General features: G+C 59.0%; 21 protein-coding genes and 1 tRNA gene. 10 read left to right on the top strand and 12 right to left on the bottom strand.

What is annotated here, in order from left to right; genetic code table 11:
* Positions 1-35 precede the first annotated feature (35 nt).
* The 3 genes from RLW41_RS12735 to RLW41_RS12725 all read left to right on the top strand — a co-directional run bounded on the left by RLW41_RS12735 (position 36) and on the right by RLW41_RS12725 (position 4190).
* Positions 36-2087 carry a carbon starvation CstA family protein gene (locus RLW41_RS12735; protein WP_414461663.1) on the top strand — a complete coding sequence of 684 codons (2052 nt, stop codon included), beginning with the start codon at positions 36-38 and terminating at the stop codon, positions 2085-2087.
* A 5-nt stretch (positions 2088-2092) separates the two neighbouring features.
* Positions 2093-2308 (top strand): YbdD/YjiX family protein, encoded by a 216-nt coding sequence (locus RLW41_RS12730; protein WP_024275318.1) that lies wholly within the window; start codon positions 2093-2095, stop codon positions 2306-2308.
* Positions 2309-2369: 61 nt separating this feature from the next.
* Positions 2370-4190: an ABC-F family ATP-binding cassette domain-containing protein gene (locus RLW41_RS12725; RefSeq protein WP_414461662.1), complete on the top strand. Its 1821-nt coding sequence runs from the start codon at positions 2370-2372 to the stop codon at positions 4188-4190.
* A gap of 78 nt (positions 4191-4268) precedes the next feature.
* On the opposite strand, the gene pqqA is transcribed toward RLW41_RS12725, so the two are convergent.
* Both pqqA and RLW41_RS12715 read right to left on the bottom strand, forming a co-directional pair.
* Positions 4269-4358, bottom strand: a complete 90-nt coding sequence (gene pqqA, locus RLW41_RS12720) for a pyrroloquinoline quinone precursor peptide PqqA (protein WP_015598624.1) — start codon at positions 4356-4358, stop codon at positions 4269-4271.
* Between the two features lie 152 nt (positions 4359-4510).
* Positions 4511-5200: a hypothetical protein gene (locus tag RLW41_RS12715; protein ID WP_414461661.1), complete on the bottom strand. Its 690-nt coding sequence runs from the start codon at positions 5198-5200 to the stop codon at positions 4511-4513.
* A 266-nt stretch (positions 5201-5466) separates the two neighbouring features.
* Here RLW41_RS12715 and RLW41_RS12710 point away from each other — a divergent pair, with 266 nt between their 5' ends.
* Both RLW41_RS12710 and RLW41_RS12705 read left to right on the top strand, forming a co-directional pair.
* Positions 5467-5910: an Hsp20 family protein gene (locus RLW41_RS12710; protein ID WP_409562073.1), complete on the top strand. Its 444-nt coding sequence runs from the start codon at positions 5467-5469 to the stop codon at positions 5908-5910.
* 140 nt (positions 5911-6050) lie between these two features.
* Positions 6051-6338: a DUF1150 domain-containing protein gene (locus tag RLW41_RS12705; protein ID WP_013946167.1), complete on the top strand. Its 288-nt coding sequence runs from the start codon at positions 6051-6053 to the stop codon at positions 6336-6338.
* A gap of 141 nt (positions 6339-6479) precedes the next feature.
* On the opposite strand, the gene RLW41_RS12700 is transcribed toward RLW41_RS12705, so the two are convergent.
* The gene (locus tag RLW41_RS12700; RefSeq protein WP_414461660.1) at positions 6480-7454 is read right to left on the bottom strand and encodes a complex I NDUFA9 subunit family protein; all 975 of its coding nucleotides are present in this window, start codon (positions 7452-7454) and stop codon (positions 6480-6482) included.
* A 198-nt stretch (positions 7455-7652) separates the two neighbouring features.
* On the opposite strand from RLW41_RS12700, the gene RLW41_RS12695 reads away from it, so the two are divergent.
* The 5 genes from RLW41_RS12695 (at position 7653) to RLW41_RS12675 (ending at position 10602) form a co-directional block, all read left to right on the top strand.
* Positions 7653-7738, top strand: a tRNA-Leu gene (locus tag RLW41_RS12695).
* A 424-nt stretch (positions 7739-8162) separates the two neighbouring features.
* Entirely contained in the window at positions 8163-8471 is a 309-nt protein-coding gene (locus RLW41_RS12690; RefSeq protein WP_414461659.1) for a hypothetical protein, read from the top strand.
* Between the two features lie 294 nt (positions 8472-8765).
* A complete protein-coding gene (locus RLW41_RS12685) occupies positions 8766-9383 on the top strand; it encodes a response regulator (RefSeq protein WP_409562071.1) in 618 nt (205 codons plus the stop codon).
* A 211-nt stretch (positions 9384-9594) separates the two neighbouring features.
* Positions 9595-10002, top strand: coding sequence for an EF-hand domain-containing protein (locus RLW41_RS12680; protein ID WP_414461658.1), 408 nt, complete (start codon positions 9595-9597; stop codon positions 10000-10002).
* Between the two features lie 216 nt (positions 10003-10218).
* On the top strand, positions 10219-10602 hold the full coding sequence (locus RLW41_RS12675) for a hypothetical protein (protein WP_409562069.1): 384 nt from the start codon (positions 10219-10221) through the stop codon (positions 10600-10602).
* Between the two features lie 24 nt (positions 10603-10626).
* Here RLW41_RS12675 and RLW41_RS12670 read toward each other — a convergent pair whose 3' ends face one another.
* Genes RLW41_RS12670 through RLW41_RS12630 form a run of 9 tightly spaced genes read right to left on the bottom strand, consistent with a single transcriptional unit; the run spans position 10627 to position 17875 of the window.
* Positions 10627-10968 carry a hypothetical protein gene (locus RLW41_RS12670; RefSeq protein WP_414461657.1) on the bottom strand — a complete coding sequence of 114 codons (342 nt, stop codon included), beginning with the start codon at positions 10966-10968 and terminating at the stop codon, positions 10627-10629.
* Positions 10946-11911: a YncE family protein gene (locus RLW41_RS12665; protein WP_414461656.1), complete on the bottom strand. Its 966-nt coding sequence runs from the start codon at positions 11909-11911 to the stop codon at positions 10946-10948. Before RLW41_RS12665 ends, RLW41_RS12670 begins: the two co-directional genes overlap by 23 nt.
* Positions 11908-12444 (bottom strand): SRPBCC family protein, encoded by a 537-nt coding sequence (locus tag RLW41_RS12660; RefSeq protein WP_409562066.1) that lies wholly within the window; start codon positions 12442-12444, stop codon positions 11908-11910. The genes RLW41_RS12665 and RLW41_RS12660 overlap by 4 nt, the downstream gene beginning before the upstream one ends.
* A complete protein-coding gene (locus RLW41_RS12655) occupies positions 12434-13459 on the bottom strand; it encodes a vWA domain-containing protein (RefSeq protein ID WP_414461655.1) in 1026 nt (341 codons plus the stop codon). The genes RLW41_RS12660 and RLW41_RS12655 overlap by 11 nt, the downstream gene beginning before the upstream one ends.
* A complete protein-coding gene (locus RLW41_RS12650) occupies positions 13456-14037 on the bottom strand; it encodes a hypothetical protein (protein WP_414461654.1) in 582 nt (193 codons plus the stop codon). Before RLW41_RS12650 ends, RLW41_RS12655 begins: the two co-directional genes overlap by 4 nt.
* On the bottom strand, positions 14027-15031 hold the full coding sequence (locus RLW41_RS12645) for a vWA domain-containing protein (protein WP_409562063.1): 1005 nt from the start codon (positions 15029-15031) through the stop codon (positions 14027-14029). Before RLW41_RS12645 ends, RLW41_RS12650 begins: the two co-directional genes overlap by 11 nt.
* On the bottom strand, positions 15028-16002 hold the full coding sequence (locus RLW41_RS12640; protein ID WP_414461653.1) for a nonribosomal peptide synthetase MxaA: 975 nt from the start codon (positions 16000-16002) through the stop codon (positions 15028-15030). Before RLW41_RS12640 ends, RLW41_RS12645 begins: the two co-directional genes overlap by 4 nt.
* Complete coding sequence (locus RLW41_RS12635) at positions 16002-16859, bottom strand: VWA domain-containing protein (RefSeq protein WP_414461652.1); 858 nt, start codon at positions 16857-16859, stop codon at positions 16002-16004. The genes RLW41_RS12640 and RLW41_RS12635 overlap by 1 nt, the downstream gene beginning before the upstream one ends.
* Positions 16856-17875: an AAA family ATPase gene (locus RLW41_RS12630; protein ID WP_414464594.1), complete on the bottom strand. Its 1020-nt coding sequence runs from the start codon at positions 17873-17875 to the stop codon at positions 16856-16858. The genes RLW41_RS12635 and RLW41_RS12630 overlap by 4 nt, the downstream gene beginning before the upstream one ends.
* Between the last annotated feature and the right edge of the window lie 172 nt (positions 17876-18047).

Below are 18047 nucleotides of genomic sequence, written 5' to 3'. Positions count from 1 at the left end.
CGAAGCATAATCGCAGGCGTCAAAGGACGGAGACGATGACGAACATCCAAGCAAAACTCATGTGGACCAGCGTCGCGGTGCTCGGCGCTGTTGCGCTCGGCATCGTTGCACTTTCGCGCGGCGAGACGATCAACGCCATCTGGCTCGTCATGGCCGCCATCTGCTCCTATCTACTGGCCGACCGCTTCTATGCGCGGTTCATCGCCAATAAGGTTTTACAGCTCGACGCAGATCGTCTCACGCCCGCCCAGCGCTTCAATGACGGCCTGGACTACTGCCCGACCGACAAAACGGTGCTGTTCGGCCACCACTTCGCGGCAATTGCGGGCGCCGGTCCCCTCGTCGGCCCGGTTCTGGCGGCACAGATGGGCTATCTGCCCGGCACGCTGTGGCTGATCGCAGGCGCCGTGTTCGCGGGCGCTGCACAGGATTTCATCGTGCTCTGGGCATCCGTGCGCCGCGACGGCCGCTCGCTCGGCGAAATGATCCGCAGCGAGCTAGGCGACATCGCCGGCACCATCGCCATGATCGGCGTCCTCATCATCATGGTGATCTTGCTTGCCGTGCTGGCCCTTGTTGTCGTCAAAGCCCTGACACACAGTCCCTGGGCAACCTTTACTGTCGCAATGACTATCCCGATCGCGGTCCTGATGGGGATCTACGGGCGCTTCATACGGCCCGGCCGGATCGGAGAAATGTCGCTGATCGGCTTCGTGTTGCTGATGCTGTCGCTTATCTTCGGCCGCAATGTCGCCGCCGACGCAACACTTGCTCCCCTGTTCGACTATTCCGGCGAAGCGCTTTCGATGATGCTGATCGCTTACGGCTTCGTCGCTTCCGTTCTTCCGGTCTGGGCCTTGCTGGCGCCGCGCGACTACCTTTCGACGTTCCTGAAAATCGGCACCATCGTCGGCCTCGCGCTCGGCATCTTCGTCGTCCTGCCCGACCTCAAAATGCCTGCCGTGACGAAATTCGCTGACGGCTCCGGCCCGGTCTTCTCCGGCAGCCTCTTTCCGTTCCTCTTCATCACGATCGCCTGCGGCGCGATCTCCGGCTTTCATGCGCTGATTTCATCGGGCACGACGCCGAAGATGCTCGACAATGAAGTGAACGCCCGTGTCATCGGCTACGGTGCGATGCTGATGGAAAGCTTCGTGGCGATCATGGCCATGGTCGCGGCGACGACGCTCGAACCTGGCATTTACTTCGCATTGAACAGCCCGCCCGCGCTGATCGGCACGACACCCGAAACCGCCGCATCGGCAATTTCCGGATGGGGCTTCGCGATTACACCGGATGTGTTGAAACAAGCCGCATCTGACGTCGGCGAGACGACCATTCTGTCCCGCACCGGCGGCGCCCCGACGCTTGCTGTCGGCATGGCCGAAATCCTTTCAAACGCCATTGGCGGCAAAGCGCTGATGGCGTTCTGGTATCACTTCGCCATCCTGTTCGAGGCGCTTTTCATCCTGACAACGATCGACGCGGGAACACGCGTCGCACGCTTCATGATCCAGGATCTCATCGGCACCGCCATCCCCTCGTTCAGAGCGACAAAATCCTGGAGCGCCAACATTGTCGCGACCGGCATCGCGGTTCTCGGCTGGGGTTATTTCCTTTATCAAGGCGTCGTCGATCCGTTGGGCGGCATCAACACGCTGTGGCCGCTATTTGGCATTTCGAACCAGATGCTCGCTTGCATCGCGCTGCTTTTAGGGACGGTCGTTCTCTTCAAGCTGAAACGCGAACGCTATGCCTGGGTCACGCTCGCGCCCGCGACATGGCTCGGCGTCTGCACGTTGACCGCAGGCTGGCAGAAAATCTTCAGCGATAATCCAGCCATCGGCTTTCTGGCCCACGCGGATAAATTCGCAAGCGCGCTCACAGCGGACCAAATCCTGGCGCCCGCCAAATCCATTGGCGATATGCATCGCATTGTCTTCAATGACTACGTCAACGCCACGTTGACGGCGCTGCTGGGCGCGGTGGTCATCGCGATGGCAGGCTTTAGCATACGGGCCATCGTCCAGGCGCTCGACAACCCTCACGTAACGGCGCGCGAAGCTGCCGCCGTTCCAGCGGAGTAAGCCCCATGCGCGAAACCGTCACGGCTCCGATTTTCAGGCTCGCCCAGCGCATCATCCGCACTGCCCGCCTCATGGTCGGCATTCCCGATTATGACGCTTACGTCGCCCATCGCCGCCACGCGCATCCCGACGAGCCGGTCATGAGCTACGAGGCCTTTTTCCGCGAACGACAGGCGAGCCGCTACGGCGAGGGCAGCGGCAAAATCAACCGCTGCTGCTGACGGACGCACGGGGCGCGAGGTTGCGATTGATCCCGCACGCATCCCCCGCTACGAGGGGCGCATGGCACCTCCCCTGATTACCCTCAAAGACATCAATCTGACGTTCGGCGGCACGCCGCTGCTTGAAGGCGCGGAACTGACGGTCGCGCCCGGCGACCGCATCTGCCTCGTCGGCCGCAACGGCTCCGGCAAATCGACGTTGCTGAAAATCGCTGCAGGGCTGGTCGAGCCCGATAGCGGCGAGCGCTTCGCCCATCCCAGCGCCAGCGTTCGTTATCTGCCGCAAGAAGCCGACTTCAATGGCTTCTCGACCGTCCGGGATTATGTCGTTGCCGGCCTCGGACCAACCGACGATCCTTATCAGGCGGAGTATCTTTTGGCCGAGCTTGGCCTTTCAGGAGACAGCGAGCCGCAGCATCTTTCGGGCGGCGAATCCCGCCGTGCGGCTCTGGCCCGTGTCATTGCCGCCAAGCCCGACGTTCTGCTGCTCGATGAGCCGACGAACCACCTCGACCTGACCGCCATCGAATGGCTTGAAACAACACTCCTCGGCATGCGCTCGGCGCTGCTTCTCATTAGCCACGACCGGCGCTTTCTCGAAAACCTGTCGCGCGCCACGGTCTGGCTCGACCGCGGCAAGACCCGGCGGCTCGAACAAGGCTTCGCTGCTTTCGAAGACTGGCGCGATAAGGTTCTCGAAGAAGAGGAGATCGAGCGCCACAAGCTCGACCGCAAGATCGTCCGCGAAGACCAGTGGATGCACGGCGGCGTCACCGGACGGCGCAAGCGCAACGTCCGCCGCGTGCGTGAGCTTCGCGCCATGCGCCAGGAGGTCCGAGAGCAGCGCCATGTCGTCGGCAGCGTCCGCCTCGACGCTGCGGAAGGCAGCATCTCCGGCAAGCTCGTCGCGGAGGCGACCGGCATTTCGAAGAGCTACGAAGGCGTCGATATCATCAAGAACCTCGACCTGCGTATCATGCGCGGCGACCGGCTCGGCATCGTCGGCCCGAACGGCGCAGGCAAAACCACGCTCATCAAGCTCCTGACGGGCCAGATCGCACCGGACAGCGGCACGATCCGCCACGGCGCCAACCTTGAAGTCGTCGCGCTCGACCAGCGCCGCGACGAACTTAATCCGAATTGGACCGTCGCGGATGCCTTGACCGGCGGCCGCGGCGACCAGGTCGTCATCAACGGCAAGGCGCGTCACGTCGCGAGCTATATGAAGGACTTTCTGTTCCTTCCCGAGCAGCGGCTGTCACCCATCCGTGTGCTCTCAGGCGGAGAGCGCGCCCGTCTGATGTTGGCTCGCGCGCTCGCAAAGCCCTCGAATGTCCTCGTGCTCGATGAGCCGACGAACGATCTCGATCTCGAAACGCTCGATCTGCTGCAAGAATTGCTGTCGGATTACGGCGGCACGATTCTCCTCGTCAGCCACGATCGCGATTTTCTCGACCGAATTGTAACGAGCGTATTGGCCCCGACCGGAAACGGGAATTGGACCGAATATGCCGGCGGATATTCCGATATGCTCGCCCAACGCAAAGGCGATGCTTTAGAGAAAGATCAAAAACAAGCGGCATCACCAGCAAAATCGTCGGAAGGCAACACTGCATCTTCCGCCGCCGCGCCCGCAAGACAGAAGCTGTCCTTCAAGGACAAGCACGCGCTATCGACGCTTCCCGGCGAGATCGCAAAGCTTGAGACGGAAATCAAAACTCTCGGCGCCAAACTCGCCGACGCCGAGCTTTTCACCCGCGACCGCGCCGCATTCGATAAGACAAGCGAACGCCTGCAACAGGCTCAGCAGCAGCTCGAAACCGCTGAAACGCTTTGGCTGGAACTGGAAGAAAAGCGCGAGGCGATCGAAAATTCTGGCTGAGTTCCGCTCAAACAAAAGCGACGGCCGAGTGCCCTCGACCGCCGCTCAAAGTTCCACCTAAGCCGACATCACCTAAAGTTAGATGACGTCGATCTCAGCCGGTAGGTAGCTGGTCACTTCGAGACCAACTTCCTGCTCGCGAACTTCGGGCTTCGACCACGTCTTCATGGGTTCCTCCAAGAGTGGTTAGTCCACGCTTCACAACGTGAGCTACCTATATCGTCAAACCAACGGGGGCCAATCGTATTTGCCATAATCGCTCATAAGCGCGCCTAATAACATTATAACACTTCGCTTTTGCGAATTGATATGCGAGCTGCCTATTGCTTGGCAGCCCATTGATCTTTCACCTCATCGCATCGCTTGCCGATGAACGTGTTCACTTCTTCGACAATAGAGCCCGATAGAATGTTCACGGTATTGTCAGCAGCCGTCGCGGTCCAAAGCGCGCTTTTGATCAGAGTAGGCGCTTCAATCTTGCCCCACTCAGCCTTTGCGCTGACGGCTTTGCCGTCCTCGAACGTCACCTTCGGCGTCAGCTCAAACGAGAAGTCCGTGGGACCCTTCTTCTCGCTTGCGATCGAACACGTCACGGTATGCTTGGCGAACTGGATTTCCGCTTTCGGCTCAGCCATCGCCTTAACGAGGTCGGCCCTCTTCACGTTGAGATCCATCGAGCAATGCGCACCCTCGTACGGCCAAGTGATCTTCACCTTGCTGACAAGCTTCGCCAACTGCTCCTTCCGCCAGCTCTTGATGACGTGGCAGGCGATATCAGGACCGGATGCATCTTTTGAGTGAAAGGCACGACAAAGGTCGACCTTGCACGCCTTCCGCGCCTCCTTCTCGGCTTTCTCCTCCGGCGTCAGCGGACCGTCAGGGTCGCCGAGAACGGTCCCGGAGTCTCCGGCGACGGCCGGCTTGGCCGCATCCTGAGCCATTACGGCCGAACCGGCTGAAAGAGAGAAAAAGGCTAAAACCGAGACAAAGAGCGCAGAAGCCGGCGTCATAGATTCCCCACGCAACCCGAGCTGAAAAAGCTCTGCGTCTTCGCGGCCAAGGCAGGCAGCACTAAGGCGGAATTCCGGATAATCCCTGATTTCCGGCTCCCCGAGGCGCCAGCGACACGCCCGGTCCGCGCGACGTCTCCTGCCGCTTGAAGACCGGTCACCGGTTCCCATATCTTCATCAAATCGCCGGGCAGTTGTGACGGCGAGGCAGATGGCCGCAAGGCATCTGGGAATAGGACGTTGGTCGCTTGCTTAAGGACCTTCATATGACGCGTGTAACGGCACTTTCGAACCCCCTGCTTCTGGGTTTTGAAGAGATCGAGCGGTTGGTTGACCGCGCGACCAAAGGCGGGGATGGTTACCCACCGTACAATATAGAAAGGGTCGCCAAGGACGGCGATTCCGGTGAGCTTTTGCGGATCACCCTGGCTGTGGCTGGGTTCACGCGTGACGACCTCGAGATAACGCTCGAAGACAAACAATTGACGGTTCGTGGCAAGCAGCAGGACGATAAGGCTCGCGATTATCTCTACCGGGGCATCGCATCCCGGCAGTTTTCGCGAACGTTCGTCCTTGCAGACGGCATCGAGGTCAAAAGCGCAGAGCTTGCGAATGGCCTCCTGGCCGTCGACTTGCAGCGGCTTGAGCCTGAGCGCCTCGTACGCCGGATTGAGATCGGAGCGGCCAAGCCAACCAAAAGCCGCACCTGAGCTGAGTCTTTCGCGTCACAGCGCAAGCGACCGAATCGTCGGAGGATCGGAGCAGACGAGCAGATCGAGAGGCCCCTGTGTGGGCCGCGGTTCCCGGTTTGCGATGAGAGCCCGGCCTCGACACAAGGAGGAAGAGCGTCATGAATACTAAGTCCACCGCGAAATCTGCCGACATCCACGATGCCGTCGCGCCGGTCATGAGCGAACTGGAGCTTGCACGGCTTGGCGGCGGCGAGGTCGCTTACATCAAGACATTGACCTCGGACGAAGCTCTGGAAATGTTTCCGCAGATCGAAGGCTTGCCAAAGGGCATCCCTCTGTTCTCGCTGCATGCGGCTGACGGCACGCCCATCGCGTTGACCGATACGCTGCAGGCCGCAATCGGGCATGCTCAGGAAGACGAGTTGTCGATCGCACCGCTACACTGACCCGCGGCTGAACGGGCGACGTATAAATCGTCCGCCGGCCCACAGGGGGGTGCTATGAACCGGCAGGGGGCCGCCCAAAGGCATGGGCGGCCGGCGTGCCGAAGGCTTTCGCGCTTACAGGCAGCGCAGCTTAAGCAAAGCTCACGGATGGTAATGGGCGTACTGGCCCCGTGCCTTGAAACGCTCAAGATACGCTGGAACCACGCCATCGACGGCGGCTGGCCGCGGAACGTCGAGCGCCATGATTGTCCGACCGTCCTTTTTGGCACCCTCAGACACCACATTATCTGACTGCAGCAACCGGACCTGATCGACCGTCATCGGCCGAAGCGTATTCGGCAGCGGCCAGGTCAGCGCAGCCATGAGCTTGGCCATCCAGAATGGAATGGGCAGCAAAAGCCGCTTGCGATCCGAATAGTCGAGCGTCAGCTTCAAAAGCTCCTTGAAGGTCGAAACCTGCGGCCCGCCAAGTTCGTAGGTCGTGCCAGGCGTACCCGCGCCGGTTGCCGCCGCCGCAGCAGCATGACCGACGTCGCCGACGAACACCGGCTGGAACTTCGTAACGCCGCCGCCGATCAGAGGCAGAAACGGACTAACCCGCGCCATAGCGGCGAAGCGATTGAAGAACTCGTCCTCCGGACCGAAAATGATCGACGGCCTCAGCACCATAGCGCCTGGGAAGCCAGCGAACATCGCCTCCTCGCCCAGCGCCTTCGTCTGGGCGTACTTGGCCGGCGAGGTCTTATCCGCGCCGATAGCCGAGATGTGAACAAGGCGCTCGGCGCCCGCCGCCTTCGCGGCTTTCGCGATCCTGGCGGCGCCTTCAACGTGGATCGCGTCGAAGGATTGTGCCCCTGTCGGCGCCAAAATCCCCACAGCGTTGATGACGACGTCAGCCCCCTCGACGGCCCGCGCCACCGAATCGGCAAATCTCAGATTGGCCTGGACCGGAAAGATCTGCCCGACGACGCCCATGGGTTGCAGATAGCCCGCGAGATCCGGTCTGCGGACCGCAGCACGCACCCGGTATCCCTTTCGCGCCAGCGACCACACGATATGACGCCCGACGAACCCGGACCCGCCGAAAACCGTCGCTAGTTTACCGTTTCCTGCCATTCGAAACCTCGCTGCAGCCGTCGGCCTGCCACCCGGCCAGCCTCACATCTAGCGAGCCTGAGCGACCGTGTGAAGCACACGAAGGACGACTTTACCCGCAATCTGGCCTGGCTCACGCGATATGGCCCCAAAAGCCTGCAAGATGCATACGTCACGCAATTGACTTCCGCTGCGGACCAATTTACCTGACACCCGCAAGCCCAGATGGCGGAATTGGTAGACGCACTAGTTTCAGGTACTAGCGCTCACAAGGCGTGGAGGTTCGAGTCCTCTTCTGGGCACCAGCAATGCAACGGCCGAAGAATCCAGCACAGGCGGGCCGACCGCCGAGCCGTACGCGAACTCAGTCCGTTTGCGCTGGCGTGCGGAGGTCGCATTGAAGTCCTCAGCACGCGGCGCCATCGTATTCGCGAGTTTCGACTTTAGGTCCTCGTGCTAAAGATAACTGTCGCGAGCGGCATTCCTATTGCTTCGGGATGAACGCAATCTGTTTGTCGGGCAGCGGCGACGGGTTTCAGCACCAATAATCGCTTTGCGCGTCCTCGCTGAACGCACGTCCCGTTCGCACTTACCAACTCTCCCATCCAGAATTGCCACGCATGCCATTGCCTGTGCGCTCTCGCCGCGTGTTGCTTGGTACGCGCCGTGGCACTCGGCTACGCCACCGCGCAACAAGCAGAAAAAGCAATAAGATTGGGAGTAAACACCATGCTCAAGAGACTGGCGGCCGTAGCGGCCACGTTTGTCCTCGCCTCCACGGTTTATGCGTCCGCTGACGAATGGGGCGAGAAGTTCAAGATCATCGACACCGATGGCAACGGTTCCATCAGCCGCACGGAGTGGGAAGCAAACTGGACGAAGCTCAAGATCGATCCAGCCCCCACCTTCACGGCAATGGACGCAGATTCAAACAACAGCGTCGATACGGACGAATGGGTGACCGCCCAGAAGATGGTGAAGGCATTCCCTGAGGGGTGCAAATCGTCTTCGGAATCCTGGTGCCCGAAGCAGTACTAACAGTCTGTACTTTTAGTTCGCGCCGGGCGACCGAATTCATCGGAACGCCCGGCGTACGATTTCCCAAGATTTCTGCGAGTCATTTTCCTGCTCCGCAGTTTGCACATATCCGGGTGATTTCGCCGGCAACAGAAACCTCTTTTCATATGACGTCGGCAATCATTGCCGATCGGGCGGCATGGGATAAAATTCGCCATGTCGAGGGAAAAAATCCCTTTAAAATCGGCATTGATAATCGGTTCTCGCTCGTTAGAACGGCTTGGGCTCGGATGCTTGAGGTGAGCGCAACCAACCGTGAAGCTTCTCATCGTCGAGGATCACCCGATCGTCATATCCGGCTGCCGAGCGCTCTTTTCTCAAATCGATGGGATGGCGATCGTCGAAGCGCGAACGGCAGCAGAAGCACGGCTCGCAATGCCGCGCGAAGATCCTGATGTGACGATCATCGACATCAATCTTCCGGATGGCTCGGGCCTTGAGCTGACACGTGAGTTCGTCGGCCACGACCGCGAAGCTCGCATCGTCGTCTTCTCGACGAGCGATACGCCGATCCTTGCGATTCAGGCGATCCAGGCCGGCGCAAGAGGCTACGTCAGCAAGACCGGCGGCTCGACCGATCTGCGCGAGGCCGTGCTGGCGGTCGCCCGCGGCGATACGTGGATCTCGGATGATCTCGTGCAGGAGATGGCGCTGCTCCGGGCACAAAACCATCAAACAGAAACGCTTCTCAGCGAGCGCGAGCAGCTCGTCCTGCGAATGCTGGCGCGCGGCCGAAGCATGGCCGAGATCGCCAACGATATTTCCGTGTCCTATAAGACCGTCGCATCGGATTGTGCGATCCTCCGGAAAAAGCTCGGCGCCCGCACTTCGACCGAAATGGTCCGCATTGCCCTTGAAATGAAGCTGATCTGAAAGCTGCCGAGCGGTTGCGATATTCGCCGAGCCGGACAGCGATCTGGGAAATAGTTCCCGACATTTCTTCCTATTTATCACCTTAATTCGGGAAGTTGTCCTCTGTTAGCGTGCTGTCAGTATGCATCTCGGAGGGAAGTAGTCCTCTGAGCTTAAGAAACGACTTCGAAACGGGGGCCGTTTCATATCGCCCATAGAGGAGTTTTTCGAAATGAAATTTGGATTATTGGGTGTCGCAGCACTGGTGGCAGGCGCCGCATTGGCGTCCGTTCACTACGCACACCCGGCCATCGCCGCTTCGGCACCTCTGACCGCGCTTGATCCCGACAACGACGGCACGGTCGATGTGCCGGAAGCCAAAGCTGCCGCGACAAAACTCTTCACCAAGCTGGACCCCGACAAGGACGGAACCCTTGATGGCAAAGAGCTGTCCGGCCGCGTTGACGAAGCCGGTCTGAAAGCTGCTGACCCCGATAACGATGGCACGCTCGATCAGAACGAATACGACGCGATCGTTGTAGAGCGCTTCAAGGCTGCCGATCCCGATAGTGACGGCACGCTCGACGACAAAGAGCTAGCCTCGGATGCCGGGAAATCATTCCTGCTTCTTGTTGAGTAAATTTCCTCGGCTGTCTGGATCGCATGCAAGTCGCGGCCAGGCAGCCTCTTTTCCTGTGTGTGCACTGAGATTTCGAGACGCATGTGACGCCGCTGCAGTTGAGATCTACCGATTCTTCCCTCACGCTTTCAGGAAATTGAGAAGAAGGGTCTCGGAGGCGCGCGCTCGAGGTTTGGGTTCACCCAGTTTGTGAACGTTTAGCCTTTGGAGAAGCCCATGCCTCTCGTAAGCATTTCACGGATTGCTCTCCTTATTTCAACCGTCACCCTTTGCGCCGCAGCACCCGCTCGCTCCGACGACCCGGTACGGGTCTCAGGCTATTTCTGCGGTCAAAAGCACGAACAGGTCGCTTTTCTTCAGCGGGAAGCTGCGGGCGACTCGGAAGAGATCGCAGCCAATGAGGTAAACAAGGTGGTTGGCAAACAGACCTGCGCCTACTTTCTTCCCGCCAATGCCATTCCCGTGAAAGACGAAACCGTGATGAGCAACGGCCTCGTCTATAAGATGCAGAGCTTTATTTTCTTACCAGAGAAGGTCGAACGTTGGACCGGCACCTACTTCGGCTCGATGCAATCGACCAGGACCTTCAGCGAGCTCTGATCCCTCCTCGACGAAGCCGCACACCTAAAGATGCTTACTACTCGAGGGATCGACCGGCTTGCTGTCATCGGGTCGGCATGGCTCCGCAGACGCACGGCATTTGAACGTGTTGAAAGGTCCCGCGTGGCACGAGACGGATTTGTTCTTCGCGTGGTCCCACACTTGATACCCCTCGCCGAGCGCACCGGCGCGGGATGTCCACCATGTCGTTGCGGCGGATTTAGCTTCGGCTTCGGTCTTGCCAGATGCAACGCCGCTTTTGACCATAGCGCCACAGAGCAGTTCGGCGTGGCCGGTGCTGGGTGCTGCTCCAGCTGCAACCACGATGGTAAGCGCGATGGCGCTAATGTTCCACAGCGCCGGCAATAACCATCCGCGGTCCGCTAGGACATTTGATCTTCTTGATCTCGACATTGCTGGCAAGATCGAGAACTGAAATGGTGTTTGAAAACCAGTTCGCCACATAGGCTTTTCTCCCATTGTGCAGCACGGCCACGCCTTCCGGATAGCGCCCGACCTTGATCTCGGCGCGCGATGCATACGTTTGCGCATTGAAGATCGAGACGGATCCGCCGTGTTGGTTGGAAACGAGGATTTCTGAATTGTCGTCGGTGACGGTCACGCCATAGGGCATCGCGCCCGTCGCAGGCGTCGAGACGATCTTCAGAGTTTTCGTATCGATGATCGACAGCGTCGCGGCTTGGACGTTGGCAACCGCCAGTTGTTTTTCGTCCGGACTTATTGCCAATGCGAACGGCGCACGGCCGACGGGAATTTCCGCCAGAATTTTGAGATTCTTTGTGTCGATGACTGCGACATTGTTCGATTCACGATCGGCAACGAAAAGCCGTCTGCCATCTCCCGTTGCAACAAGATGAGCCGGCGAGCGCCCCACGGTAAACGTCGCTTCAGCCGCGCCGGTCGTCTCATCGACGATAGAAATGCGATTGGCGCTCCAGTCGCCTACAAAAAGGCGGCCCGCATTGTCGGACGCAATGCCGAATGGCTGGCCGCCGACCTTTAGGGTCGCCAAGACAACGCGCCGGTCAAGATCGATGACGGCAATCTCGCCGCTGTCGGGAAGCGTTGCGAAGGCTTTGCGTGATTTCGCATCGATCGTGAAGGCTGCCGGCTTCCCGGTAATGGCGACCTTCGCCGCAATTTCGTCGGAGGACGTGTCGATGACAGAAAGAATGCCGTCGTCTTGACTGAGAACGTAGACGCTTTGCGGTGAGGCCATCGCCACTGCGCCTTTCAGCGCAATGGCGATGGTGCTCAAAAGGGCAGCGACGGGAAGACGTGCCCTCATTTACCTTCAACTTTCGCCTTGAGGCCTGCGAGGCCGGCTTTGATGTATTCGGTCGATCCCTTGACTGCCGCTTCGTCATTCTGATCGTCCGCCGGCTCGTTGCCGGTATCGAAGCGATAGAGACGCGAGATCCACTCGACCTCGCTACCTCCGTCGGCAGCGGGCTGCACGATAATCGCATCGGAATACGAACTGACCGGGAGAGCCTTGAGGTCTTCGTTTTGCAGGCGGTAGTCGATCTCCATCGCCTTGTCGTCGATAGCATCAAGGCTGTCGATGAGCGTTCCGCCAGACTTTAGCGTCAGCGTTCTGGTCGTGTCGTCGCCGCTCCCTTCGACCTTGATATTCGTGACCCACGGATGCCACGTCCCGATGGACGCAAAGTCTTTCACGACTTTCCAGACGTCAGCGGGTGGGGCGGAAATCGTAATTTTCTCGTCCACTTTTTGTGGCGTCGGGCCATGCGCCCACGCAGCACTCGAGAACGAAAGAACAGCAGCGATAACGAGAAGTGGACGTAACTTAATTGCCATAAACCAAGGCTCCTTTGGGATGGGACGTAAAGCCGAACTTCAAGAGGTGGCGGAGATTGGGGAAACGCACCGTCTCGAACAGTGAAAATGCGTAGAGTGCGAGCAGCAGCAGAAGCGCCGCGAGCGCGGGGACGTGGGACATATTCGTATCCACCGGCACGAGCCGAGGTTCCGTTGCTGAGAGAAGACGCGGCGCCAGAGAATTGACGTGCTGAAGCTCGGCGTATTGCAGGCCCGTACGCCGCGCGAGGTCTTCCAGATGCCCCGTTTTTACCGACGACAATTGTTCGTCGCCGGTCGCGGACATGGCACCAAACGGAGCGTTGCGCGGATTGTATCCTTCGCGCGTCTCGGCATCCGGCGGCGGCGCCCCGATTCGATTGTCCTGCGGAACGTCAGTTTCGCTGTAGACGCCGGCTTGCCGTCCCTCGTCATCGAATTTTGGGATCGGCGTTTTTTCCGTTCCTCCGACGCCGACGATCAAGCCCTTTACAGCACCCGGCTTGCCATCGAAATCCGGAACGCCCGTGAAGGGCAGAGGCGGCGCTTCATGTCCGTCAGTCAGAAATAGAAGATCCGATTTCAAGCTCTGAGCGATGTCTATACCCGAATAGAGGCCCAGGGCGATATAGCTGTCGCCCGCCCACGCCATGCGCCAATCGAGATCCGAGATTGCCCCTTCGAGTGCATCGTAGTTGGCGCAGATCTCGGCCGGATCGAAGAGGAGATACGAAATGCGCTCCGTAAAGACGCCGAGACCGAGACGTGAGTTGCAGGGAAGATCCTGCATCAGATTGACGAGCGCAGTCGTGGCGGATTCCAGACGATCCTGCGATCCGCGCGGGTTTCCCATGTCGCGCGTGTTCATGCTACCGGTGATATCTATGATTGCCAAAACGTCGGCGATGCGCTGGTTGCGCACGAGATGGAAGCCGATCATCGCGGCAATAGTCAGTGCCAGCGCGCCGGTGAGCAAAGCTGTTCGGCGATCGAATTCAATCCCGAAGAAAGTCATGGCAACCCCTTCGGAATGCCGGGCAGATCCGTCCATAATTTTTTTGGTGCGTCAGGCGATTCTTTATCGGGATTATCCGCTTGCGGCAGGTCACGCACGATCCGCATGGCAACGTCGATGTTATAGCGCGCATCCCAGTTTGCCGGATCGAGTTTGAGGGCGAGGCGATATTCGGATTTCGCCAAATTGACGAGCGCAGCCGCTCCGTCGAGATCCCCCTTGCGAACGGCCTCGGCCGCGAGCAGCGTTCTGGAATTGGCGATATTGTAAAGCGCAGCCGCATGAATGGCCCGGGGAACCCTTTCGACCGACGAACTCAAGGTTGCTTGCGCATCATCGATTTGATCGCGTCGCAAAGATTCATTTATGCGCGCCAGAATCTCCTGCGCCGTCGCGGTTCGAACGTTGATCGCAGCATCACTCCGTGCCAGGAGTTGGCGGATCGTGCTGTTAGCGCGTTCGGCTCGGAAGAAGTCATTGGCGGCGTATCCAAACCAAACCGCGCACAACAGCGTGAGAAACCAAAGAATTTTTCTGCGCTGATCCGATAAAAGCGTGATGAAGCGGTCAACGAGCATGCGCGCCTCCGGGCATGGCGTGGAGCGAGCGGGCGCAGAGCTTCGCAGCAAGAAGAAGAGCTAAAGCCAGCGCCGCATACCCGTATGCCCATCGCGACAGGTCGTATTGCGGGATGCGCTCGGTGTAGACGATTGGCGTCTGCTCAAGCTTGCCGATATCTTTGATGGCGGCTTTGACCGCATCAGCGTTCTCCGCTTCATAAGCACGGTAGGGAATGCGCAAACTCTGAAAGAACTTGTTGAGGTGACGTTCGGGGAGCGCCTGCGGCGTATCCTCTGCATCGGACGGAGGAGTGGCGAACATGCTGTTCGAACCTTCGGTGCGCAGATAGAGGAAATAGAGATGGACGGGGCGCCGGGCGAAATCCGTTCGCAACGCCTCCTGCACGCGCCGCCCCACGACCGCGACGCCGTCCGAGACCAGAACGATAGCGCGCGAACCAGGCAGAACATCTTCGTCGATCATGCTGAGCGCCATGCCGAGGCCGCGGCCGACATCCGTGAACGCGAGACCCGGCCGGTCGATCGCATCGATTGCATTGAGAACGACGCCTTTGTGATCGGTAATCGGCACTACATGTAGCGGCGCAGTTGAAAATTCGGCGATACCGAACCGGTCATGTTTGCGTTCCACGACGAAATCCTTGAGCAGCCGCTTGGCCGCCGCCGATTTCGATTCTTCTGCTCCGCTGGGCTGACGACCTGCGAAGGTATCATTCATGCTGGCGGAACGGTCTATCAACAGCACGATGTGCGCGCCCTGTCCAAAGCGCTCGATCTTGCGTTCACGCAGCGCAATTCCCGACAGTCCGAGAACGATGCCACCAATGGCGAGCACTCCCGCAAATCGCAGTGCCCAAGTCAGAACTTGCGAAAGCCGGTCGATCGGGAGGTCCGCAAGCGAAGGGTAGCCCTCCTGCTTCTGTGTCCCGAGAAAGAGCGGGATAAGCATCAGCGGCAGCAAATATAAACCGAGCGGGTTCGTAAAAATCATGCCGCCGCTCTTTCTTCGCGTGCAAGATCGCCGGCCAGCCTCTTCACGCTTTCAAACGGGAAGCGATCCTCGGCGGTGCGTCGATCGTCGCCGAAGAAATAAAGGCGCGAACTTTCGAAAAAAGCTTTGAGCCGCGGTGCCAGCCCTACAAAGCGCGGATGTTCTCGCGTGAACGCTGAAGCGTCTTCGGCAAATAATCGATGACCGGCCGCTTCGTCGAAAGCGCGATGCAGAATGAGAAGTGCCTCACGATAGGAAGCGTCGCCCACCCCATAGGGCAGGAGGTCCCGGATCTGGCGGTCGGCTTGCGTAAACGGACGGCCGGCGCGTTTCTTGAACGGCCAGATGGCATAATGCCAAAGCAGCAGTAGCCCACAGCCGAGAAGCGCGAGACCCGAAAACGCAAGCATTTTTTCTTTGGAGGCGACTGGAATCTCGTGTGCCTGCACGTTAGGACGCAGGACGTCCGAAAGTTCTTTCGTCTTTTCGGGCATGAGATCGTTCAAAACGAGATTGCGAAGCGGCGAGAGGGTCAGGCGCAGAGCAGGAACCGACGCGGAATATTTCTTCGCAGCTTCTTCCGAGTCATTCGGGGCAATTTCATCCGGCGCAACACTCGTCGGATTTTTGAACTTCAGCGGGAAGGCCGGGATGTCGAGTTCAGTTGCCTCGATCGCGGAATAGAAAATCTGATACTTCAGCTTGATATCGTAGATCCGCCGCCCGTCAGCTTCGCGCTCTGTGTGGTCGATGGAAACCAAGTCGAGCCAGTACGTCAGGGGACCGGGCCGTGGAAGTGCCGCCGTAAAGAGTTCGGTGTTACCGCTGGTGACGACTTGAACGTCGCGTTCGAGCATATCTCCGATAAAATAACCGAACGTTCGCGGCTCATAGATGTTGACGGCGTCTATGGCCGCCACCGCCGGGCGAATGCCGATCAGAATGAATACGATCATCCAAAAGATGCGCATCAGGCGGCCCCGTAGAGAAGATAGGCGGTAAGGCGCATCCAATCGATCGAATCGCGAATGGTGAACATCTCGCGAGCGTTCGCGTCGAGGACGCGCGTGATGCGATCGCGCCGCTCGTTTCGCAGCGTCAACCATTTCGCTTTCAATGATGGACGCATGGCGACAAGACGATGCCGTCCGGTTTCAAGGTCGCGAAGATTGAGCAGACCCCAACGCGGCAAGTCCTCAATCTCAAGACTGTCGCGCAACTCGATTGCCACGACGTCGTGGAAGGCGAGCGCCTCGGCTGCAGCCCGCGCCCCCTCTTCAGGCCACAAAAAATCGGAAACAATGAAGACAAGCTTGCGCGATCCGGCAATTGCCGCACCGGCTTCGGCGATACCTTCAATTCCTTTGTGCTCGGCTTTTGCGTGGCGAAGCCGGTCAATGGCGTCCAGGTGCGCCGCGCGTGACAGCGTCTTCCAGAGCAAGAGGTCCGGGCGCAACACGCTGTCAAACGGCAGCAATGCAAAGGTATCGCCGGTACGTTCGGTGCAAATCGCAAGCGCTTCGGCAATATCTGCCGCAAGGGCCATCTTGTTGCAGTGGCCTTCGAAGGCCATCGAAGCTGAAACATCGACGAGAACGACGACATCAATCGCGCTCGGCTGTTCGGCGCGACGGACAAGAAGACGTTCGAACGGGTCGCTCAACGAGGCGCGAACGGCGATGCGCCTCGGATCAGGAAACGCGGTCAGCGGAACGACATCGCGGAACAGGCCGCTGCTTCCCGACAGATAGCTCTTGTGCGCGCCGACGCGGACGCCGCTCGTACGCCAGGGTATGGCATAAGCGAGATCGCACGCGGCGTCGTTCATGGCGCCGGTACCCTGGCGAACACGCCTCTGATAAGCGACCGAATGATGTCATCGCGTCGAAGTTCATAGACCGGCGCAAGGAAGATGCGGTGCGCCATGCACTCAGAGAAAATCTCGCGAATATCCTCCGGCACAACCATGTCTCTGCCGGAGAGCCACGCCTGCACGCGCGCCGCTCGGATTAGATAACTCATGCCGCGCGGGCTGGCTCCGCCCGCCACGAGACGCGTGATGTCGACGTTTGGAATATCAATGCCGGCCTTCGCGGGTTCGCGCACGGCGGTCCAGAGATCGAGAACGTAGCTCTCCAGCGCCGGGCTTACGATGATGCTGTTCTGAATGACCTTGGAAAGCGCATTCAGACGCCGGTAGCCGATCACGCCTTCCCTGAGTGATGAAATAAGCGCGTCGACATCATGGAACTTCGTCTCAAAGAGCAAGTCTCGGCGCGCCCTATTGTCTGTCGGGGTAGCAATGCCAACTTCCATCAGAAAGCGATCGCGTGCCGCGGCAGGCAGCTCAAAGGTTTCCTCACGCTCGATGCGATTGCGATCAGCAAAGACGAGCAGATTGGGAAAATAGTGTTCCTTGTTGAAGGCCGTGATACTGCGCTCGGCCATCAATCGCAGCAGCAGCGAATGCACCTGAGGGCGCGCCCGGTTGATTTCGTTGAAAAAGAAAACCGAGAGATCGCTGCCATGGCGAAGAACGGGACCCGGATCGACGCGTGGCTTACCCTCTTCGTTAAGAAACGTATGATAGATCATGTCAGAAGGCATTAGATCGATCGTGCCTTCGATGCGCTCGTAAGCACCACCGAGCGCTCGAGCCACTGCGCGCAGGAGCGTTGTCTTGCCGACGCCGACGTCGCCCTCCAGAAGAACATGCCCGCGCGCGAATACGGCAATTGTCAGGAGACGGATTGCCCGTTCTTGGCCGACGACAGCTTTCGCGATTTCCTGCTCGAAGTCGCGAGCATCGCGGCGCCAGCTTTCGAGGTTAATTGGTTCGGACATATCGGCAGTAGGCTGCCGATCAAGCGTTGGGCGATTCATTATTCTTGTTCCCAAGCGTGGCGTGCTCAGCCGGCCGAACGACTGGACGTCAGATTTAAGTTCGGACGAAAAGGGGGGTGCTGTTTTGGGCAGCACCCCAGATACCTCGGAGAGGAAATTTTTTCGTCCTGCA

The organism is Hyphomicrobium sp. DY-1, assembly GCF_047497105.1.
In the GTDB taxonomy this organism is placed as follows: Bacteria; Pseudomonadota; Alphaproteobacteria; order Rhizobiales; family Hyphomicrobiaceae; genus Hyphomicrobium_B.
Note: the sequence above shows the minus strand (reverse complement) of the source record. Positions and strands in the feature narration are given on the sequence as shown.

Excerpts from the sequence above, each read along its gene's own strand:
- RLW41_RS12735 (WP_414461663.1), top strand. The coding sequence starts at position 36 with ATGACGAACATCCAAGCAAAACTCATGTGGACCAGCGTCGCGGTGCTC.
- RLW41_RS12730 (WP_024275318.1), top strand. The coding sequence starts at position 2,093 with ATGCGCGAAACCGTCACGGCTCCGATTTTCAGGCTCGCCCAGCGCATC.
- RLW41_RS12725 (WP_414461662.1), top strand. The coding sequence starts at position 2,370 with ATGGCACCTCCCCTGATTACCCTCAAAGACATCAATCTGACGTTCGGC.
- pqqA (WP_015598624.1), bottom strand. The coding sequence starts at position 4,358 with ATGAAGACGTGGTCGAAGCCCGAAGTTCGCGAGCAGGAAGTTGGTCTC.
- RLW41_RS12715 (WP_414461661.1), bottom strand. The coding sequence starts at position 5,200 with ATGACGCCGGCTTCTGCGCTCTTTGTCTCGGTTTTAGCCTTTTTCTCT.
- RLW41_RS12710 (WP_409562073.1), top strand. The coding sequence starts at position 5,467 with ATGACGCGTGTAACGGCACTTTCGAACCCCCTGCTTCTGGGTTTTGAA.
- RLW41_RS12705 (WP_013946167.1), top strand. The coding sequence starts at position 6,051 with ATGAATACTAAGTCCACCGCGAAATCTGCCGACATCCACGATGCCGTC.
- RLW41_RS12700 (WP_414461660.1), bottom strand. The coding sequence starts at position 7,454 with ATGGCAGGAAACGGTAAACTAGCGACGGTTTTCGGCGGGTCCGGGTTC.
- RLW41_RS12690 (WP_414461659.1), top strand. The coding sequence starts at position 8,163 with ATGCTCAAGAGACTGGCGGCCGTAGCGGCCACGTTTGTCCTCGCCTCC.
- RLW41_RS12680 (WP_414461658.1), top strand. The coding sequence starts at position 9,595 with ATGAAATTTGGATTATTGGGTGTCGCAGCACTGGTGGCAGGCGCCGCA.
- RLW41_RS12675 (WP_409562069.1), top strand. The coding sequence starts at position 10,219 with ATGCCTCTCGTAAGCATTTCACGGATTGCTCTCCTTATTTCAACCGTC.
- RLW41_RS12665 (WP_414461656.1), bottom strand. The coding sequence starts at position 11,911 with ATGAGGGCACGTCTTCCCGTCGCTGCCCTTTTGAGCACCATCGCCATT.
- RLW41_RS12660 (WP_409562066.1), bottom strand. The coding sequence starts at position 12,444 with ATGGCAATTAAGTTACGTCCACTTCTCGTTATCGCTGCTGTTCTTTCG.
- RLW41_RS12655 (WP_414461655.1), bottom strand. The coding sequence starts at position 13,459 with ATGACTTTCTTCGGGATTGAATTCGATCGCCGAACAGCTTTGCTCACC.
- RLW41_RS12650 (WP_414461654.1), bottom strand. The coding sequence starts at position 14,037 with ATGCTCGTTGACCGCTTCATCACGCTTTTATCGGATCAGCGCAGAAAA.
- RLW41_RS12645 (WP_409562063.1), bottom strand. The coding sequence starts at position 15,031 with ATGATTTTTACGAACCCGCTCGGTTTATATTTGCTGCCGCTGATGCTT.
- RLW41_RS12640 (WP_414461653.1), bottom strand. The coding sequence starts at position 16,002 with ATGCGCATCTTTTGGATGATCGTATTCATTCTGATCGGCATTCGCCCG.
- RLW41_RS12635 (WP_414461652.1), bottom strand. The coding sequence starts at position 16,859 with ATGAACGACGCCGCGTGCGATCTCGCTTATGCCATACCCTGGCGTACG.
- RLW41_RS12630 (WP_414464594.1), bottom strand. The coding sequence starts at position 17,875 with ATGTCCGAACCAATTAACCTCGAAAGCTGGCGCCGCGATGCTCGCGAC.